This is a genomic window from Pseudomonas sp. 5Ae-yellow (genome assembly GCF_014077575.1).
Classification (GTDB): Bacteria; Pseudomonadota; Gammaproteobacteria; order Pseudomonadales; family Pseudomonadaceae; genus Halopseudomonas; species Halopseudomonas neustonica.
On the sequence record NZ_JACGWE010000011.1, the window covers coordinates 32,721 to 52,740 of the forward strand.

At 55.6% G+C, this 20,020-nt stretch carries 16 protein-coding genes; 8 read left to right on the top strand and 8 right to left on the bottom strand.

Annotated elements, in window-relative coordinates:
• Window positions 1-16 precede the first annotated feature (16 nt).
• From H4J77_RS09050 to H4J77_RS09075, 6 genes are all read right to left on the bottom strand, one after another.
• Window positions 17-2,026, bottom strand: coding sequence for a hypothetical protein (locus tag H4J77_RS09050; RefSeq protein ID WP_182248070.1), 2,010 nt, complete (start codon window positions 2,024-2,026; stop codon window positions 17-19).
• Window positions 2,027-2,101: 75 nt separating this feature from the next.
• Window positions 2,102-3,328 (bottom strand): acetyl-CoA carboxylase biotin carboxylase subunit family protein, encoded by a 1,227-nt coding sequence (locus tag H4J77_RS09055; RefSeq protein ID WP_123889245.1) that lies wholly within the window; start codon window positions 3,326-3,328, stop codon window positions 2,102-2,104.
• Between the two features lie 355 nt (window positions 3,329-3,683).
• A complete protein-coding gene (locus H4J77_RS09060) occupies window positions 3,684-4,118 on the bottom strand; it encodes a group II truncated hemoglobin (protein WP_123889246.1) in 435 nt (144 codons plus the stop codon).
• Window positions 4,119-4,231: 113 nt separating this feature from the next.
• Window positions 4,232-5,296, bottom strand: coding sequence for a calcium/sodium antiporter (locus tag H4J77_RS09065; protein ID WP_123889247.1), 1,065 nt, complete (start codon window positions 5,294-5,296; stop codon window positions 4,232-4,234).
• A 10-nt stretch (window positions 5,297-5,306) separates the two neighbouring features.
• Window positions 5,307-7,832, bottom strand: a complete 2,526-nt coding sequence (gene secD, locus H4J77_RS09070; protein ID WP_182248001.1) for a protein translocase subunit SecD — start codon at window positions 7,830-7,832, stop codon at window positions 5,307-5,309.
• Window positions 7,833-7,896: 64 nt separating this feature from the next.
• Window positions 7,897-8,286: a hypothetical protein gene (locus H4J77_RS09075; RefSeq protein WP_182248003.1), complete on the bottom strand. Its 390-nt coding sequence runs from the start codon at window positions 8,284-8,286 to the stop codon at window positions 7,897-7,899.
• A 121-nt stretch (window positions 8,287-8,407) separates the two neighbouring features.
• Between H4J77_RS09075 and H4J77_RS09080 the strand changes: the two genes are divergently transcribed.
• The 6 genes from H4J77_RS09080 (at window position 8,408) to cyoE (ending at window position 13,812) form a co-directional block, all read left to right on the top strand.
• Window positions 8,408-8,548 carry a hypothetical protein gene (locus H4J77_RS09080; protein ID WP_158611253.1) on the top strand — a complete coding sequence of 47 codons (141 nt, stop codon included), beginning with the start codon at window positions 8,408-8,410 and terminating at the stop codon, window positions 8,546-8,548.
• Between the two features lie 462 nt (window positions 8,549-9,010).
• Window positions 9,011-9,940 (top strand): ubiquinol oxidase subunit II, encoded by a 930-nt coding sequence (gene cyoA / locus H4J77_RS09085; RefSeq protein ID WP_182248005.1) that lies wholly within the window; start codon window positions 9,011-9,013, stop codon window positions 9,938-9,940.
• A gap of 1 nt (window position 9,941) precedes the next feature.
• Window positions 9,942-11,954, top strand: coding sequence for a cytochrome o ubiquinol oxidase subunit I (gene cyoB / locus H4J77_RS09090; RefSeq protein WP_182248007.1), 2,013 nt, complete (start codon window positions 9,942-9,944; stop codon window positions 11,952-11,954).
• A 3-nt stretch (window positions 11,955-11,957) separates the two neighbouring features.
• On the top strand, window positions 11,958-12,590 hold the full coding sequence (locus H4J77_RS09095; RefSeq protein WP_182248009.1) for a cytochrome o ubiquinol oxidase subunit III: 633 nt from the start codon (window positions 11,958-11,960) through the stop codon (window positions 12,588-12,590).
• Window positions 12,587-12,925 carry a cytochrome o ubiquinol oxidase subunit IV gene (gene cyoD / locus H4J77_RS09100; protein ID WP_182248011.1) on the top strand — a complete coding sequence of 113 codons (339 nt, stop codon included), beginning with the start codon at window positions 12,587-12,589 and terminating at the stop codon, window positions 12,923-12,925. The genes H4J77_RS09095 and cyoD overlap by 4 nt, the downstream gene beginning before the upstream one ends.
• A complete protein-coding gene (gene cyoE, locus H4J77_RS09105) occupies window positions 12,922-13,812 on the top strand; it encodes a heme o synthase (RefSeq protein ID WP_123889254.1) in 891 nt (296 codons plus the stop codon). Before cyoD ends, cyoE begins: the two co-directional genes overlap by 4 nt.
• 63 nt (window positions 13,813-13,875) lie before the next feature.
• Here cyoE and H4J77_RS09110 read toward each other — a convergent pair whose 3' ends face one another.
• On the bottom strand, window positions 13,876-14,844 hold the full coding sequence (locus H4J77_RS09110; protein ID WP_182248013.1) for an alpha/beta fold hydrolase: 969 nt from the start codon (window positions 14,842-14,844) through the stop codon (window positions 13,876-13,878).
• Window positions 14,845-15,044: 200 nt separating this feature from the next.
• On the opposite strand from H4J77_RS09110, the gene zigA reads away from it, so the two are divergent.
• Window positions 15,045-16,256 (top strand): zinc metallochaperone GTPase ZigA, encoded by a 1,212-nt coding sequence (gene zigA, locus H4J77_RS09115; RefSeq protein WP_182248015.1) that lies wholly within the window; start codon window positions 15,045-15,047, stop codon window positions 16,254-16,256.
• Window positions 16,257-16,399: 143 nt separating this feature from the next.
• The gene (locus tag H4J77_RS09120) at window positions 16,400-17,644 is read left to right on the top strand and encodes an MgtC/SapB family protein (RefSeq protein WP_182248017.1); all 1,245 of its coding nucleotides are present in this window, start codon (window positions 16,400-16,402) and stop codon (window positions 17,642-17,644) included.
• A 166-nt stretch (window positions 17,645-17,810) separates the two neighbouring features.
• Here H4J77_RS09120 and H4J77_RS09125 read toward each other — a convergent pair whose 3' ends face one another.
• The gene (locus tag H4J77_RS09125) at window positions 17,811-19,613 is read right to left on the bottom strand and encodes a bifunctional diguanylate cyclase/phosphodiesterase (RefSeq protein ID WP_182248019.1); all 1,803 of its coding nucleotides are present in this window, start codon (window positions 19,611-19,613) and stop codon (window positions 17,811-17,813) included.
• Between the last annotated feature and the right edge of the window lie 407 nt (window positions 19,614-20,020).

Genomic DNA, 20,020 nt, shown 5'->3' on the forward strand with positions numbered 1-20,020 from the left:
TCAGCCAGAAAGCTGATCAGGCTGCTGGTCCGCTATCACCTTGCAGTTCGCCAGCAGGCAGCCGATCGGCGCCCCAGCTTCGCTGTATATAGCCAATAATTTCATCCAACTCGCCACGGGTGACGCTCGCCATCTCACCGTGCTCAAGAGGATCATAATGGAAGATATACAGACGTGAGAGAAACTGCTCGAAGGGTAGTGAGGCTTCCCCGAAGCGTTCGCCATTACCGGCAGTGCTCACGGTTAAACCGTCGCCCCAGTTCTGGCCGCTATCGTTGTTGGGATTGAAGAAGTAAACGCGCATCACATCCTTTGGGTCTAGCGTCACGCGCAAAATGGTAATCGCATGCCAGCCAATAAAGCGCGCAGCGCTATCAGTCACCGCGATACCTGCGGGTTGTGGATGGATCAGGGGCTGGTTGCCATTGTGAAAAGGGTGATAAGCCGCATAAAAGTGGCGTAAAAAATTATCAAGATCAACTAACTTGCCCGTCGGCACATCAACATTCAGCCGAAACCCTCGGCCAGACCACCAGCCATGAAACTCCGGATTGACCCAGCGGTGCGGATCGCCTTCGCGGCCAATGCAACGCCGCCCCATCTCGGCATAAATACGGTCGAGATGCGGTACGACAATCAGTGAGACCGGATCGAGATCGATTGGCAGGCTGGTTGCAACACCCGACAGGCTTTCCTGGGAGGAGACCGGCTGACCTTCGAAGTGCATGATGATTTCGTTATCACGCGCGGCCCAGGTGACCATTTGCAGCATGTAGTCCGGGTCGTTGTAGGCCCACATGGACAGGGCGCGCGCCGACTGACAGGTCGGGTTGTTGCCTTGACCCACGCCCAGCGGCAGGCCGAGCATGCAAAGTACGCCTTCAAGCAAGAAGGCCTCAGGCGTAGCCTGATCACCAAACGCCATCGCTAGACGATCACGAGCGTAGGTGCTCAGCGGCAACCCTAGCTGTCGCCACATCGCCGGAGCCACGGGAGGTTGATACAGAATGCCGCGCTCCAGCATCAACGATAAACCGTAAATGGCCTGTGGCGTTGCCGGAAACACGCAGGCATCAATTAGACTGAGCGCCAGCTCGCGATAGCACATCAGGCAATCGCGGCCGGTGGATGACAACCCTAAAGCCTCTGAAAGCAGATGCTCACCTTCGTTGAGCAGGTGTCTGACCAGGACCGTGTGGTAGGCAGACACCAGGCCGGTGTCGTGCATTGCCCGAGCGAAGCCGGTGGCCTCACTCTGCAATGCGGTGTTGTCCATATACTCAAGCCGTTCTTGATAGACCTCTACGCCGGGGTCTTCACGGCACGCATGGGTCGGGCCAAAAAGGCTGCTGACTAGACGATCCGCCCCTTGGCCGCTGGTGCCAAGATCGATATCAGGATTGGCTTGGCAGATGGCTATCTGGGTAATCATACGTCGCACAGAGCTGACTTGAATGGGCCGCTGCTGTTGAATACGCCAAATCTCATCAATCAGTTGATCAATGATGTATTCATAGCCAATACAACTTGCTAAATGTTCGAGAAGGTTGCGCGGTAGCGCTACCAGCTTGCCCTGAGTCTCACGCTCAGCTTCGCTGGGCGGGCTGAATAACAGCACAAGGTTGCTGGCCAAAACCTGGGTGAGGAAATGATGCGCCTGTTCGGCACTAATGGTCGGGTGGGCGTAGTCCCCGCGCGAGACAGCCAGCAGCCGCAGCTGGCTGAATGCTTCGATCACCAGCGTGTTGGCATCCGGGCTGCGCAAGGTGAGGCCGGTCAGTCCCGGAACCAGGGTTTGTGGGCTATCCCAGTCTGAGCCCATAAAGACCCCTGCGGCCTCTATTATTTGGGCGCGAGCAGCGACGGCGGCACAGCCACCTTCTTGCAGCAGAACACGACGCCCGGTATCAAATACCCGGTCGAGTTTGCCGATCTTGGCAAACGCAGGTGCACTTGCCATCGCCTGAACGGCGTCATCGAATCGCGACAACAACATTTGCAGCTTGCTGTCATCAACCTGATTCATGGTATCGCTGTTCACCACACACTTCCCCTTGCTCAAACTGTTGCGACCCATAATAGGGGGCCAGTCGTTGAAGCGCTACACGTAGAAGTCGAGTTCTTCCTGACGCTTTAGCAGGTCGTGCATCACCTGAGAGTCCTCACCGACAAAGTAGAGCAGACCCCAATGCGTGCCGAACGCCGTGCGCTTGGTTACCATTTCTTCCAGCGGAGTGGTTAACTCATGGGACTCGAAGTAAGGGTGATCTTCTGTCTCTTCAGGCATCTCCAGCTTGCTCACAACGCGGCGGCGTGGGTAAACACCAAAGCAGCCGGCGTAGCCAGTCGCGTCTTCAACTTCGCGCGGGAAGTAAGCCTTGACCTCTTCTTCAGTCGTTTTGGGATCAAATACCAGCATGGTTGCGTGATACGCATTGAAGCCCTTGTAAACGCGCTCAAGAAGCTCGAAAACCTTGAAGCCTGGCGGTCTGTAAGCGACCTCGCCGAAGTACATTTCACCATCGCTGGTAACAAAGTACTCGGGGTGAATCATGCCGAACTCGATATCAAAGGTCTTGATCAGCTTTTCGATCTGCTGGACGATTTGCGGGCGGTAGGCTTCCAGGCTAGGTGACGCAGGCACATGCACTGAATAACCCAGGCGCACGTACTCGGAAATGTTCAGGAAGCGAATCTTGCCGTTGTGAATCCATGCCTCTACCGCGAACTCCCAGCCGTCCAGGTGCGACTCCATCAGTGACGGAAACTCATCATCCGGAATGGCATCAACATCATCAGGCGTACGAATAACGCGGTGCCCAAGGCAGCCAGCCTTATCGAAGGCCTTGAAGTGGATTGGATCGTTCGGGTCACCGTCCAGCTTTAGCAGGGTCTGGTTGACGCGCTTGAGGAAGCGGATAACGTCCTCGCGGTCATGGGCTTCTTCAAAGATACCTACGCGGATGCCGCCCAGCTGCGCTCGACGCTTCATCAGCGATTTGTCACGCATCAGCATGGCTTGACCAAACAAACGAGGGTTGTCGAGCAGCACCGAGTTGATCGCACCAGCCCACTCTACGGTTTCTTCGAATAGCGGAATAGCAACATCGACACCCATGTCTTTCAGGGTTTGTGCAATTTCCACTGAGCGATCATTTAAACGCTCGAAGTTCCAGGGTAGATAGGGGATGTTATGGGTTTTGCAATACTCTTCCGCCCATTCAGGTGCCACAACAACATAGCGGCGGTCGAAGGTAGCTGCTGCTTCGACGGCATTGGGTGCCCAACCGAGTAGTGCAATGAAACCTTTAGTGGGATCCTTCTTCATATGTAGCCTCCTGAGAGCGTTTGAAGAGAAGATCTGGCTACGTCATTGGACATTACCAAGCCGGGCCAGATCGCTTATATATGTAACTACCATACATGGCTTGGAAGGCTGCGGCTAATCTGAGCGCTTAGTAACTACGGCGTTTTTTGTTGAAATCCCGATATGGAAGGTGATTTAAAGTTGTTTGAGTACAAAGCAAAAATGGGTGGGTATTCCGTTTCAGGGGCTACCCTCTACCGACGTGTGGGGCCTGCCATCGGCTGGCAATGAGCGCGTGCTGCTGGTAAAGCTGGCTCTTGATTCGAGCCAGCGGAGCTAGTTGATGTAAATGCTGCGTCTGCGAGCTGCAGCGGGCTTACTGACTGGCTTGCAGGCGGGCCTGACTGGCCTGTACGACGCGATTGGCCGGAACGCTAAGCTGAGCCAATAGATACCCTTTGAAGTCCGCACTGAACGGCTGGCGTTCGATGGCCTGCTGCATGCAGCCTAGCCAGGCATCTCGAGCCTGAGCATCTATCGGCCACTGAGCATGAAAGCCGGGAATGCTGATCGAGCCATAGCGCTCCTGATACAACCGCGGCCCGCCCAGCCAGCCAGACAGAAAACAGGTCAACTTGTCAGCAGACTGACTAAGATCGGATTTGTGCATGGCCCGGATCTTGGTTGCACCGCTCCAGGTGTCCATAATCTGATAGAAATCAGTCACTAACTGTTGAATTCCCGCCAGTTCGCCGGCCGCCTGATAAGAGGCGTCTGCTGTGCCAAACAGCGGCTTTGTAGTGTCGTTCATCTACGCTTTAACTCCTTCATCGCTACCTGCAGGGAAAGCCGACTGTGGCTGGACCAAAGACATCATCGTGCCTGGCGGCCTGCTGAGCAAGGTGGCACAGCGTCGCGCATGCGTTATCTGAGGCGCCGCCTTAGGTCGACACCTAATAGCGTAGTGACGTAGACCGCCACCAGGGGAACCAGCACGAAAATAATGCCTGTTCGCAGGTCGCTCAGATACCCCAGGTTGAGTGTGAGTGCGATCAGGTACCAGACATACGCGGCGTAAAGCACGAGAAATAGCCCGCCTTCCAACCGCGATAAACTTGCACCCACGAAGAACAGGGGCAAACACAGCAGCGCTACAGCCAACATCACCGGCATATCCAGCGATGCCATTTGCATATTGGCCAGCAAAGGCTCCGGCGAGACCAGACCTGACAACCCGAGTACGCAGAGAATATTGAATATATTGCTGCCAACTACGTTGCCGATAGCGATGTCGCGCTGGCCCTTCAGGGTAGCCACTACAGACGTCATGACCTCCGGCAGCGAGGTGCCGATAGCTACTATCGTGAGACCTATCACCGCATCGCTGACACCAAAGGACGAGGCTATCTGCACTGCGCTCTGCACCAGAAAACGCGCGCCCAACACCAGCAGGACCAAGCCAACAACCAGTAACGCGAGGTTTTGCCAGAGTGGCGCCTTCTGCTGCAAAAGCCCGGCGGTGTCTGCGTCAGCCGTCTCCAGACCCTGCTTGCGGCCCTGCAGGAACAGAAATCCGGTATAGGCGAGCAATCCGATAAACAGCAACGCCGCCTCCCATTTCACGATACTGCCGTCCCAGGCCATGGCCGTGGCCGCCGCGGACACCAGGATCATGATGGGAACGTCCTGCCGGATGAGTTGGGCCGACACAACCAGCGGAGAAATGAGCGCCGCTAGCCCGAGAATACACAGGATATTGAATATGTTACTGCCGACCACATTGGCCACAGCCAATTCGGCTTGCCCTGACCAGGCCGACTTGACGCTGACCGCCAACTCAGGCGCGCTGGTACCGAAGGCCACTACCGTTAAGCCAACTACCAGTGCTGGCACGCCGAAACTCGCGGCCAGTCTGGCCGCACCTTTCACCAGTAGGTCGGCACCAAAAATCAATAGCACCAGGCCGACAATAAGCATTATCCAGGACATATCGAATTCCTCAGGGAATAGCGTTCAGTTGTTTTTGTATTTCTTCAGCCGTGGGCCGTAATTGCGCTAACCCCTTACGTTTCCGTCGTTGGCTAAGGTAGTACAGAATCGGGGAAGCGATGAAGATTGACGAACTGGTGCCGATCACGATGCCAAACAGCATAGGCAGAGCGAAACTGGCCACCGCAGCGCCACCGGCGATGCCCATCGGTAGCAAGGCGAGAAAACTGGTCACCGAGGTAAAGATGGTCCGCGTTAAGGTAGACGAGATGCTCTCGTTCAATAGCTGCAACATGGGTTTGTCCGGGGTGAGCCGCAGGTTCTCGCGAATACGGTCAAATACCACTACCTTGTCGTTGACAGAGTAGCCAATCAAGGCGAGCAGGGCAGCCACAGCGGTGAGGTTGAACTCGACGCCGGTGAGCGCAAAAAAGCCAATGGTTTTGGTCAGGTCCAGTGCAATCGTCAAGGTAGCAGCCAGGGCAAAATGCGACTCGAAGCGCACCCAGAGGTAAAGCAGCATGCCGGCCCCGGCTGCAAGAATCGCCAGTATGGTGAGATCACTGAAGTCACCGCTGACCTTGGGGCCCACCATATCGACACGCGGAAATTCCGCTGTGGCCTGCAGCTGGGTTACCGCTGATTTGATCTCGTCGACCTGCGTGGCTGTCTGGCCTGAATGACCGGCTGGCGCCGCCAATCGAATCAAAAAGTGACCATCATCGCCAAATTCCTGAATGCTGGCCGCCCCCAGGCTTTGTGTTTCCAGCGACTGTCTCAGTTGATCAACCGTGACCGACTGAGCTTGCACTTCGATCACGGTACCGCCGGTAAAATCGACGCCATAGTGCAGCCCCGGCTGCACAAACAGGGCGATCGATGCAATCGACAGAAGCGCAGAGGCAGCCAGTCCAATAAATCGTCCGCGCAGAAAATCAATCCCACGCCCACTGGTTTTATCCAGCCAGGTGATACCGGATATTTTCAGCGGCTGGCGTTCTTTCCCCTTGATGCTTTTTTCCATCATCAGGCGCGTCACCGCAATGGCGGTAAACATTGAGGTTAGCAAGCCAATGCCGATGGTGACGGCAAACCCCTTTACCGGCCCGCTGCCAAACAGAAACAGCAAGCTAATGGCAATCAGGGTGGTCAGGTTGGAGTCCAAAATGGTGCTGTAGGCGCGATCAAAGCCTTCTTTAAGGGCCATGGCAGCCGACTTTCCGCGGCGCGCCTCTTCGCGAATCCGCTCGTTGATCAGGATATTGGCGTCCACCGCCATACCCACGGTCAGTATGATACCGGCAATGCCCGGTAGCGTGAGGGTGGCACCCAAAGCGCCAAGCACACCGAATACCAGTCCGATGTTGACCGATAGGCCAATGCAGGCGATCAGGCCCCAGGTACCGTAGATACCCAGCATAAAGGCGATCACCATGGCTGCGCCGATGAGCCCCGTGGTGAGCCCCATGGCAATCGCATCGCTGCCCAGATCCGGGCCGACCGTGCGCTCCTCAATCACATGCAGCGGCACCGGCAAAGCGCCGGCGCGCAACAGCAGCGCCAGGTTGCTGGCCTCTTGAGTAGAAAAACTGCCGCTGATTTCGCCGCTGCCGCCAGCAATGACGCTGCGAATCACTGGCGCGGTAATCACCTTATTGTCGAGAACGATGGCCAGGGGTCGGCCGATGTTGTCCCGGGTTATCTCACCAAACAGCTTGGCTCCCTGGCTATCGAGCTTGAAGGTGACCACCGGCTGGCCAGTGTCGGGGCTGAAGGCCATCTGCGCATCACTGATACGCTCACCAGCCATGGCTACGCGGCGTTCGAGTCGGTAGCTCTGCTCGCCATTGGCACCGGCAACTATTTGGGTATCTGCGTTATTACCCGCGTCAGGCAGAGCCTGCCAGTGAAACAGCATCTTGGCCGTTGTGCCCAGCAGCGTGCGAATCTCGTGGGGATCGGCCACGCCTGGCATTTGCACCAGAATGCCGTCTTCACCCTGACGCGTAATACTTGGCTCAACCAGGCCGGTTTCATTCAGACGACGCCGCACGACTTCCAGGCTGCGCTCTACCGCATCCTTTGATAACGCCTGCTGCCATTGCTTGTTCAGGCGGATCAGTAATTGTCCGTCCTCGGCCTGAATATCGAAGCGCTGATGTCCGTCAACCTGGTTATGCGCGAGTTCTTTGGCGAGCTTCAGGGCCTGAGTCAATTGCGCGGGGTTATGAACTTTCAATGCCGCGTGCACACCGCTGAAGGAGGGGCTTTGGTAGGCGATAGCTGACTTGCGCATGGCGACAGTCAACTCACGGGAAAAGGCTTCAAGCTGATCGGTAAACAGCGTCTGGGTATCGGCCTCCAGCAATAAATGCGAGCCGCCTTGCAGGTCGAGGCCAAGGGTAATGGTGTGCTGGGTATACCAGGCCGGCAGTCTGGTAGACACAGAGTTAGGTAACAGGCTGGGTAACGCGCTCAGCAGTCCGAGCGCAATCACCAAGCCGTAAGTCAGGGCTCGTGAACGTAGCGATTTCATGGGTAATACTCAAACTATAAATGAGAGTAGTTGTTGCGATAACAACCGGTGATAGCGTTGAGAATTACGCCACAGGAGGCGCGCGGAGCGGAGGTAAAAGATAGGCAGGGGTTAGCGGCGAGCTATCGCGCTGGCGGCTGTTTCGCGTGGAGGCATTATCGAACCCTGCCAATACAAGATCGAAGTTACTGGTTGTGGCCCAGTGCAGGCTTGGGCCTGGCTCAGGGGCACCGCTCCTGGAGGAGCTGTCTTTCTGAAGCTTTAACGATCCGCTGTGGGCAGCAACAACCAGTTGCTCTAGCTGACCAACAAAGCCGCGCTCGGCAGAGAAGGGCGCGACTGACTTCTGTTGGGCCATGGCAGACAGAAACAGCAGCATGAGCACCAGCAATGAGAGCTTCATCGCTGATAACGCGCGCTGTTGCAGGCTGGGAGGGGGGGTTGCTGTAAGCATGGTTCTGTCTTGGCTGTGAAGCACGATTCTGCGTTGCGCCGGTGAATTAGTCAACGAGGTCACAGAGGGTGCCGCCAAACGGCTGTCAGCGCAGCACTAGCAGCTTCACGGGTGAAAAGGCATGACACAGATCAAGGATTTGTCCGGTTTTGCCATAAAGCTGACGCGACACATGGTCGCAGCGCTGCGCAGGTTAAAGATAGTCGCGCCATCGGCGGAAAAAACAGGCTACAGCCCCAGTAAAAATGGGCATTCCGCCTGAGTTACCAGGTTGATAAAAAAACCAGCTTAGCTCGCAGATTTGCGCTGCGAGCGAGTATAAACCCCTGCCCCAGCCAACCTGCGGGTTTGCAGTCTTCTTTGAAATATCTTGTAATATTTGCCTCCTGAGTCAGTGAGGCTGGTTTTCAGCCACATGGATTACTGACCTTGCCAAGTCATCAACACTTGGCTGCAGGCCGATAGGTCCGCTGCTTGGCGATCTCTTCGCACCAGCAACCATCACCGGCAAGCGCCCGGCAGGACGGCGCCTAGCGCTACCCATGCTGACTAAAAAATACTCCAACAGCAGATAAATCGATTTCGCCATGGCGATATTCGCGTGTTCTCGCGCGGGTGTTCTGCGGCTTGATCCATTTAAGCATCATCCGATGTATGCGGGAGATATGTCGGCACCGTCGTCCGGCTCACGGCGCGGAGCCAGTTCATCCAACAAGGCCGCAACATGAAAATAGAGCAGTTCTCTGGATATTTGAAACACCTGGTCTGGCTGCCCCTGCTGATGCTGGGCGGTTGCAAGATGGCGCTGCTGGACCCCAAGGGTCAGGTCGGCATGGACGAAAAGTCGCTGATCATCACTGCGACGCTGTTGATGCTGATTGTGGTGGTGCCGGTGATCGTGATGACCCTGGCATTCGCCTGGAAATACCGCGCCAGTAACACGAAAGCCACCTATCGGCCCAATTGGTCACACTCCAACCGCATTGAGCTGGTTGTGTGGCTGGTTCCCTGTGTGATCGTTGCCATTCTGGGCACCATCACCTGGACCAGTACCCATGAGCTGGACCCCTACCGCCCGCTGGATTCCGACGTTAAACCGATCGAGATTCAGGTGGTATCGCTCGACTGGAAATGGCTGTTTATCTATCCGGAGCAGGGGATTGCCACGGTAAACGAAATTGCCTTTCCGAAAGATACGCCAGTGAACTTCAAGATCACCTCCCAATCGGCGATGAACTCTTTCTTTATCCCGCAGCTGGGTAGTCAGATCTATTCCATGGCGGGCATGCAGACCAAGCTGCACCTGATTGCCAACCATGAAGGTAGCTTTGATGGTATCTCTGCGAACCTCAGTGGTGAGGGCTTCTCGGACATGAAATTTCAGGCCATATCTACTTCGCAAGACGGTTTCAAGGACTGGGTCGCCAAGGTCAAGGCCAACCCGGAAACCCTCGATCTGAATAGCTACCCTGCGCTGGTCGAGCCCAGTAAGGCCGATCCGGTGCGCTACTTCGGCGCCGTAAGCCCCACGCTCTATCAGCACATTCTTATGCAGTACGCCCACGGTGGTCACCACGCGATGAACAGCGCTGAGCACGCAGATGCCGACATGGCCGGCATGCACATGAACGCCCGTATCGAGGAGTCTAACTAAGATGTTCGGCAAACTTACCCTTGAGGCCGTGCCGTATCACGAGCCCATCATCATGGTCACGCTGGCTGTGGTGGCGCTGCTCGGTTTCGGCGTATTCGCTGCACTAACCTATTACCGCAAGTGGGGCTACCTCTGGTCCGAATGGCTGACCTCGGTCGACCACAAGAAAATTGGCGTGATGTATATCCTGGTGGCACTCATCATGCTGCTGCGTGGCTTTGCCGACGCGATCATGATGCGTGCCCAGTTGGCTGTCGCCCAAGGTGGCGCCGAGGGCTTCCTGCCACCCGAGCACTACGACCAGATCTTCACCGCCCACGGTGTGATCATGATCATCTTCATGGCCATGCCGTTCATGGTCGGCTTGATGAACATCGCCGTGCCGCTGCAGATTGGTGCCCGCGACGTAGCCTTTCCGTTCCTCAACTCGCTGAGCTTCTGGCTGTTTGTTGCCGGTGCGATTCTGGTCAATATTTCGCTGGGGGTAGGGGAGTTCGCCCGCACCGGTTGGGTGGCTTACCCGCCGCTGGCCGAGCTTGGTTACAGTCCGGGGGTAGGGGTCGATTACTACATCTGGGCACTACAGTTATCGGGGCTGGGGACGCTACTGACGGGGGTCAACTTCCTGGTCACCGTGTTCAAGATGCGTACCCCAGGCATGACCCTGATGAAGATGCCGATCTTTACCTGGGCCTGTACCTTTACCAATATCCTGATTGTCGCCTCTTTCCCGATCCTCACCGCGACCCTGGGTCTGCTGACGTTGGATCGCTATCTGGATATGCATTTTTTCACCAACGAGCTTGGCGGCAACGCCATGATGTACATCAACCTGTTCTGGGCCTGGGGTCATCCCGAGGTGTACATCCTGATCCTGCCAGCGTTCGGTATTTTCTCTGAGGTGATTTCCACCTTCTCCGGTAAGAAGTTGTTCGGCTACACCTCCATGGTCTGGGCGAGTGGTGCCATTACCTTGCTGGGCTTTGTGGTTTGGTTGCACCACTTCTTTACCATGGGCTCGGGTGCCAACGTCAACGCTTTCTTCGGTGTGGCGACCATGATTATCTCGGTGCCCACCGGTGTAAAACTCTTCAGTTGGCTGTTCACCATGTTCCGCGGCCGGATCCGTTTCACCACCCCGGTACTCTGGACGCTCGGCTTCATGGTGACCTTCACCATCGGCGGCATGACCGGCGTACTGCTGGCCGTACCGGGTGCCGACTATGTACTGCACAACAGCCTGTTTTTGATCGCGCACTTCCACAACACCATCATCGGTGGTGCGGTGTTCGGTTACCTGGCTGGTTTCACCTTCTGGTTCCCGAAAGCCTTTGGTTTCAAGCTCCATGAAGGTTTGGGTAAGGGAGCATTCTGGTGCTGGATCAGCGGTTTCTTTGTCGCCTTCATGCCGCTCTACGTATTGGGCTTCATGGGTATGACACGCCGTCTGAACCACTACGATAATCCCATGTGGCAGCCCTACCTGATCGTCGCCTTCTGCGGTGCGGGTCTGATTCTGTGCGGCATTCTGTTCCAGATCGCGCAGTTGATCGTCAGCATCAAGAATCGCGAGCAATTGCGCGACCTGACGGGCGATCCGTGGGGCGGCCGCACATTGGAATGGTCAACCAGTTCACCACCGCCGTTCTACAACTTTGCGGAGCTGCCTACCGTGCACAAGATTGATGCCTTCCAGGACATGAAAGAGAAGGGTACCGCTTATCAGCGCCCAGCTAGCTATAGCCCGATCCATATGCCGAAAAACACCGCCGCAGGCGTAGTTATTGGTCTACTGGGTGCGGTCTTTGGTTTTGCCATGATCTGGCATATCTGGTGGCTGGCCGGTTTGAGCTTTATTGGCATGATCGCCACCTTCATCGCTCGCAGCTACAACCAGGACGTTGATTATTACGTCCAGCCCGATGAGATCGAGCGCATCGAAAGCCAGCATCACGCGCGCTTTGAAGCGCACGGTCAGACGCTGAACACCACCTCATTTGCAGAGCAGGTTTAACCCATGTCGACGGATGTAATGAGTTCCCATCACGCCGCTGGTCATGAACAAGCGCATGATCACGGTCATGACCACGACAGCGGCGAAAACACGGTATTCGGTTTCTGGTTGTACCTGATGACCGACTGCGTGCTCTTTGCCAGTGTGTTTGCTACCTACGCGGTATTGGTCAACCACACCGCCGGTGGCCCCAGCGGCAAGGACATTTTTGAATTGCCCTATGTACTGGGCGAAACCTTCCTGCTGTTGATCAGTAGCTGCACCTACGGCTTCTCCATGCTGGCAGCCCATCGTGGCGCCAAGAGCCAGGCGCTGGCCTGGCTGGGCGCGACCTTCCTGCTTGGCGCCGGATTCATCGGCATGGAGATCAACGAGTTTCATCATTTGATCGTTGAAGGTTTTGGCCCTGATCGCAGCGCCTTCCTGTCGTCGTTCTTTACCCTGGTCGGCATGCATGGTCTGCACGTCACCGCAGGTCTGGTCTGGATGCTGGTACTGATGGCGCAGATCAAGACCCGTGGCCTGACCAGTCAAAACAACACGCGCCTGATGTGCCTGAGTCTGTTCTGGCACTTCCTGGATATCGTCTGGATCTGCGTGTTTACCATTGTCTATCTGATGGGAGTTGCCGCATGAGTCACGCATCTACTGAGGCCGGCGCAGGGCACGGCAGCTACGGGTCTTACGCGATTGGTTTTGTGCTGTCGGTGATCCTCACGGTGATCCCGTTCGGCATGGTCATGAGTGGTGATTTCAGCCGTGAGACGGCACTGATCAGCATGCTGGTCATGGGTGTTGTACAGATCGTGGTGCATCTGGTGTGCTTCCTGCACATGAACACCTCCTCGGAAGGCCGGTGGAATCTGTTGGCCTTCCTGTTCACCGTACTGATTATCGTCATGCTGGTGGGCCTGGCCATCTGGATCATGGTCAACGCCGACATGTTGATGATGCCCTGGATGTTCAAGTGAAGCTAAAACGCTATCTGTTGATCACCAAGCCGGGGATCATCTTCGGCAACCTGATCGCGGTGGCCGGGGGATACTTCCTCGCAGCGCAGGGGCAGATTGATCTGACCCTGCTGCTGGCCACCGTGGTTGGTTTGTCGTTGGTGGTTGCCAGTGGCTGCGTGATGAACAATTGCATCGACCGCGATATCGACGGCCATATGCAGCGCACCCGCGAGCGGGTTCTGGTCACCGGGCAGATTTCCTTGCTCGCGGCCATGACCCATGGCCTAGTGCTGGGTGTGGCCGGCTTTGGCCTGCTGTGGTGGTTCACTACCCCCATCGCTACCTTGCTGGCGGCCTTTGGTTACATTATCTATGTGGGCTTCTACAGCCTTTGGCTAAAGCGCACCTCGGTCTACGGCACGCTGGTGGGCAGTCTCTCCGGCGCGATGCCACCGGTAGTAGGCTACTGCGCCGTTACCGGTCAATTTGATACCGGCGCCGCCTTGTTGCTGCTGATCTTTTGCCTGTGGCAAATGCCGCATTCCTACGCGATCGCGATTTTCCGCTTTGACGATTACAGCGCCGCGGGGATACCGGTGTTGCCGGTAAAAGAAGGCATCAAGGTCGCCAAACAGCATATCGTCTGGTACATAGTGGCGTTTGCTGGCGCAGCACTGATGCTGTCGCTCTCCGGCTTTGCCGGTTACGGCTATCTGGTGATTGCGCTGCTGGTCAGCATTTGGTGGCTGGTTATCGCGCTGTCGGGCTACAAGCAGGAAGTGGACGATAAGGTGTGGGCGCGCAAGTTGTTCGGCTTCTCGATTATCGCCATTACCGCGCTGAGTCTGATGATGTCGATCGACTTTCGGGTGTTGCCCACGCAGGCACTGTTCGCTGCGCTCTGATTCTGTGTCTGGCATTACAACAACCCTCGCCACGTGCGGGGGTTGTTGTTTTTAGCTCTCCAGTCAGCCCGCTAGAAAAGCCAGCATGGCCGCATTAACATCGGCGGTCGCCTCGCTTTGAATCCAGTGTCCCTTGCCCTGCAGCATTTTAATCTGCACATGGGGTAAGCGATCACTCATCATCTCCCGTAGCTTGTTTTCACTTGCGCCCTGAATGGTCATATCGGCGCTGCCAACAATGAACAATACCGGGCAGGTAATCGGGCTATCGCGCCAAGGCAGCATCAGTCGCCAGTTTTTATCTAAATTGCGGTAGTAATTGATGCCGCCGGCGAAGCCGCTGTGGCGGTAAGCATCAATGTAGTAATTCAACGCCTCATCGGTCACCCAGTCCGGCTGCTCGGTGGGCTTGCCCAGGCGACCAATCCAGCCGCCTCCTTCCTTGGTAGAACGGCCCAACAGGGGAGGGTCGCGCGGTGTATCCGGTGAGCAGTAAAGCGCACGCAGAATGCCCTCAGGATCGGCATCGAACTCGGCTTCAGCGACCCCAGGCTGCTGAAAGTAAATCTGGTAGAAAAAGTTCTCGCCAAAATACCCACGCAAAAACTCAATCGGCGGGATATCGGCCATGGGCCGCAGCGGCACACTCATATTGATCAGCCGCGATACCCGCTCTGGATGACGCTGGACGAACTGCCAGCAGTTGATCGCGCCCCAGTCGTGACCGATCAGCAACACCGGCTCACCCGCGTTGGCTTGCTCTACCAGCTCCTGCATAAAGGCGCAGATGCGCACCACGTTGTAGTCACTGATCTCGGGCAAAGACGCGGTCTCGCCAAAGCCCGGCATATCCGGTGCTACGGCCCGATAACCGGCGTTCGCCAAGGCAACCATCTGCTCGCGCCAGCAGTACCAGCATTCCGGCCAACCATGAATAAAGAGGGCGACCGGGCCTTCTCCTAGTGTCGCCACGCGCGTTTGCAGACCTGTGACCTGCCAGGTTTCCAAAGCGATGTCATTGACGCTGTACATCAGGGTTCCTTATTTTCAGTTGCCTATTGGCGAAGGTATCTGAGTACCGCAGCGCTCGCGGCTGGGTCAAGACCTACATCCCTGTTGAATATCGCGTTATGGAAATCACTGAGGTCAGAGCAGGGCTTGTTAAATGTTATGTTATAACTATAATTGTGCTCATCTTTTTGACTTCAACTACCTGACTGGACTATTCACTGATGCCTGATCGACTCCCCGTAACCGTGCTCTCCGGCTTTCTAGGTGCCGGTAAGAGCACACTGCTGAACCAGATACTGAAGAATCGCGAAGGGCTCAAGGTCGCGGTTATCGTTAATGATATGAGCGAGATCAACATCGATGGCGGCGAAGTACAGCGCGACGTCAGTCTCAATCGCGCTGAAGAAAAGCTGGTGGAGATGAGTAACGGGTGCATCTGCTGCACGCTGCGCGAAGACCTGCTGGAGGAAGTAGGGCGCCTGGCAAAAGAGGGACGCTTTGATTATCTGCTGATTGAATCAACCGGCATTTCTGAGCCACTCCCGGTTGCCGAGACCTTTACCTTCCGCGACGAAAACGACACCGCGCTGGCGGATATCGCGCGGCTCGATACCATGGTGACCGTGGTAGATGGGCTGAGCTTTCTTGAGGATTACCAACAATCCGAGAGCCTGCAGAGCAGGGGAGAGACGCTGGGCGAGGATGACGAGCGCTCGATTACTGACCTGCTGGTGGAGCAGGTCGAGTTTGCCGATGTGCTACTGATCAGCAAAGCAGACCTGATTTCCCAGGCCGCGCGTGAAGAGCTGGCCGCCATCCTGCGCGGGCTCAATCGTCACGCGAAAATCATTCCCATGGTCATGGGCCAAGTGCCCCTGAAGGAGATACTCAACACCGGCCGTTTTGACTTTGATCGCGCCGCACAAGCACCCGGCTGGCTGCAGGAGCTGCGCGGCGAGCACGTACCGGAAACCGAGGAGTACGGCATCGCTTCGACCGTTTACCGCGCGCACAAACCCTTCCACCCGCAACGCTTTTACGACTTTATCAGCAGTGAATGGAAGAACGGGCGCTTGCTGCGCTCCAAAGGTTTTTTCTGGCTGGCGAGCAAGTGGCACGAAGCGGGGAGCTGGTCTCAGGCTGGAAGCCTCATGCGCTATGGCTTAGCGGGTCGCTGGTGGCGCTTTGTCGATCGCAAGCACTGGCCGCAAGATGCCGACACCCTGCAGGAGATCATGAAGCACTGGCGCCCGGAGACCGGTGACTGTCGGCAGGAGCTGGTGTTTATTGGGCAGGGCCTGGACGTTGCCAGGTTAAATGCGGACCTGGATGCCTGTTTGCTGACAGATGAAGAAGAACAACGTAGCCGTGAATACTGGCTAACGCATGCTGATCCTTTTGGTGATTGGACGCAGCAAGCTGCCGCGCGCTAAGTCTACTCGTGCTACAACTGCTCGAACGCGCCCGGATCTGATTATGGACGGGCGCACGGCGCGGTGATTTCTCTGGTCTGGGCGTATACTCTAGCAATCTGCGTATTCCGGCCAATGTCTTACAAAGGCAGACTAGGTAAATCATGAGTGAGAGCTTCAATAGTATGACCGGCGTTGCAGCGGCGCTTGGCATAGGCATGCTGGTAGGCTTCGAACGGGAGCGGCGCAAAGGGCAGGGTGAGAGCCGCGCCAGCGCAGGATTGCGCACTTTCACCATAAGCGCATTACTAGGTTATGTGGCGATCAAGGTTGGTGGCGCTTTACTTTTGGCCATCGCAGCAGGCGGCCTGGCGTTGCTGGTTGCCGTCGCTTACTGGCGTAGTCAGAGCAAAGATCCAGGCCTGACTAGTGAAGTTGCGCTAATAACCGTGCTAGTGCTGGGGGCTCTATGCAGTACCGAGCCGCGGCTAGCCATCGCACTGGGGGTAATAGTTGCCGGGTTGCTGGCTTATCGACAAAAGCTGCACGATATTGCGCTTGGCCAGTTGACCGAAGGAGAGATTCGCGACGGGCTGATCTTGCTAATCGCTGCGCTTGTATTGTTGCCCCTGGCTCCTGACCGCTATATCGATCCATACACCTCGATCAATCCCCACACAATATGGACCCTGACTGTTCTGCTATTAACGCTCGGCGCAGTTGGGCATATTGCCGTACGCATTCTGGGCACCCGTTATGGTTATGTCATCAGCGCAATTGCCTCAGGGTTTGCCTCCAGCACAGCGACCATAGCGGCGATGGGTAACTTTGTAGCCAGCCAGCCAGGCAACATCAGAACGTTAGCGGCGGCGGGCATTTTTTCCAATCTGGCCACCATGGCGCAGGTCGCCCTGATCCTTGGCGCCGTCGATATCAGCCTGTTGCGACCAATCTGGATTCCGCTGCTATGCGGGGCTGTAGCTACCGCGATCTACGGCCTGTGTCTGATGCGTTCGCCGCGCGCTGGCGAGGTTAATGATGAGCCCGTCAAGGCTGAAGGCGCCTTCAGTCTCAAATTGGCCTTGATCGTGACGCTTACCATGACCGGCATTACGTTTCTTTCCGCCGTCATGCTCGACCAGTTCGGCCAGGCCGGAGTGATGATAACCGCAACATTGACTGGCTTTGCCGATGCTCATTCATCGACTGCCTCCATTGCAGCGCTCGCCAAGTCAGGTCAATTACCGATTACTGCCATCGTAGCGCCAGCGCTTATCGCTGTGAGCAGCAACTCAGTAAGCAAATGCGTAGTTGCCTGGATAAGCGGCGGACGCCAGTTTGCGATGTACGTGATCCCAGGTCAGGTGTTGCTCACGCTGGCGATGTGGCTGGGGGTATTATGGTCTTGAAGCAAGAGGCAAGAGGCCAGCCATGAGATGGAGCATAAACAGAGTTACCTTGACTGACGTCCTTTGATACCCTATTTAACATAATATATATTATGCGAAGTAATGCGTTTAGTCTGGCGATGCCATAGTGGCCAATCTCCTTGCAGGATTGGCTGCTATCCAGAGATCAGGAAGCGACTTGTGCATAACGCAAGAAATCTGCTGCTGGCATTGGCTTGGCAAAATAGTAACCCTGCCCATAGTCGCTGCCCAGCGATCTGAGTATGTCCAGGGTCTGTTGGTCCTCAATGCCTTCAGCAATAGTCTCCAGGTTCAAGCTGTGCGCCATTTGAATCACTGCTTTGACGATAGCGAGGTTTTGTTCGTTCTCGTTGAGGTTGAGGACAAAGGATTTGTCGATCTTCAACTTGTCGACCTGAAAGCGCTGCAGATAAGACAGGTTCGAGTACCCGGTACCAAAATCATCAATTGCGAGTTTCACCCCTAACCGCTTTAGGCTTTTCAGCCTTTGCTGAAAACTGTCGGACTGCTCCAGAAGCATGGATTCAGTTAATTCGAGCTCCAGCATCGATGGCGCTAAACCGGTACTCTCAAGCGCTTTATGGATAATGCTCTCGAGGCTGCCACGCTGAAATTGCACTGCGGAAAGGTTGACCGACACCACCAAGGCATCGCAGCCGCCGTTATGCCACTTGGCTGCTTCCTGGCACGCCTCATCCAGAACCCACTCGCCGATCCCGGCAATCAACCCTGACTGTTCAGCAACTGTAATAAAAACATCTGGCCCCAGCAGGCCTCGTTGCGGATGCTGCCATCGCAGTAATGCTTCTGCGCCAATCAGTGCGTTGTTCTGCAATTGCACTATCGGTTGAAAGTGTAAAACGAATTCACCACGCGCTAACGCTTGTCGCAGATCCTGCTCAAGGCCGAGACGTTCGTGGGTATTGGTGTTCATGCGCTCGTCGTACAAGCAGAATGTATCTCGGCCCATTAACTTAGCCTGCTGGGTGGCCAGCTCTGCCTTTTGCAGTAAGACAGCAAAGTCATCACCGTCGCCTGGATAGAACGCGATGCCAATGGACAGCGACGTGCACAGCTGCATATCGCTCAAGAAAATAGGCTGGCTAGCAGCATGCTGTATGCGCCGCGCAACCGCTATCGCCGTTTCTTCGCAATCCAGGTCGGAGAGGATTATAAGAAATTCGTCACCGCCCTGGCGGCTAACTGAGTCAATACCGCGAACGGTAAGCTCGAGCCTGCTGGCCACCTCTCTGATCAGCTCGTTACCGGCGGCATAGCCAAGTGAATCATTGATCGTCTTGAAGTTGTCGATGTCGACAAACAGCAGAGCAAGCTGACCACCCTGCCCCTTGGCGCGATCAATGGCTTGCTGTACCTGTATCTCGATTGCCTGCCGGTTAGGCAGGTCGGTCAACGGATCATGGTCAGTCATGTGCGAGATACGTGCTTGTGAACTGCGGTAGCGCACCATCTCCTGATGCAGCTGGGTACGGGTGCAACGTAAATCACGCAGGAGTAAAGCAATTGCAACAGCAGTACCTATTAGAATGCTGCTGACCACCACAAGTCGGCCGACGCCTATCGCGACTGGCTCATAGACTTTAAGCCCTGTCATTGATGCGTAAGTGATAATCGCTACAACGCTCAGCATTATGCCGGTGAGCAACAGGAACAAGCGTTGAGAAGCAACTGACCCTGCAACGGCCAGTATTACAGGGAACGCCAGCAACGCGCCGCTATAGAGCCCCTGACTGTGCCACATCGACAGGCTAACGACAGCAGTAATGGACAACAGCACCATGGCTACCGGCAAATCAACCAAGCCGAATCTCGTCAGCCGTGGCGCGAGCATGATGACAGCGATGGCTGTTAGCACTAAAGCCGTGTCAAACCACTGGCCAATGCTGATTGTACGCAAAGCGATGACGACCAGAATGACTGCCTGCATATTTGCAATGAACCGTAATCGCTCAGCTTTTTGCGATTGTATCTTGCTGGCTAGCAGTGACTCCAAATCCTTTTCTAATTGCACCTCAGGCATACAGCGAAGGCTTCCTTGATGACGACGCTTGGTGGATCGAAGTACATCCAAACCGCGAACGCTAACCAATAGCATATAAAGTGCGCAAGCCCCTTTCTTGGGCGGCAAATGGTCTATGCAGAGCAAACCCATATAGAATGCGGCTTTGCGCCAAATAATGGGCGTCAAAATAAAGTTACTAGCAACCCGTTTGCTAGCAAACCATTCGTTAGCAGTGGCTGGTTAGCAGATTTGCTTTTACCGGTTGCGGATTTGCACAAAGCTGCGGAAGATTAGGGCTACGTTACGCGCGAAGACACAGGTTCAACGTCGAA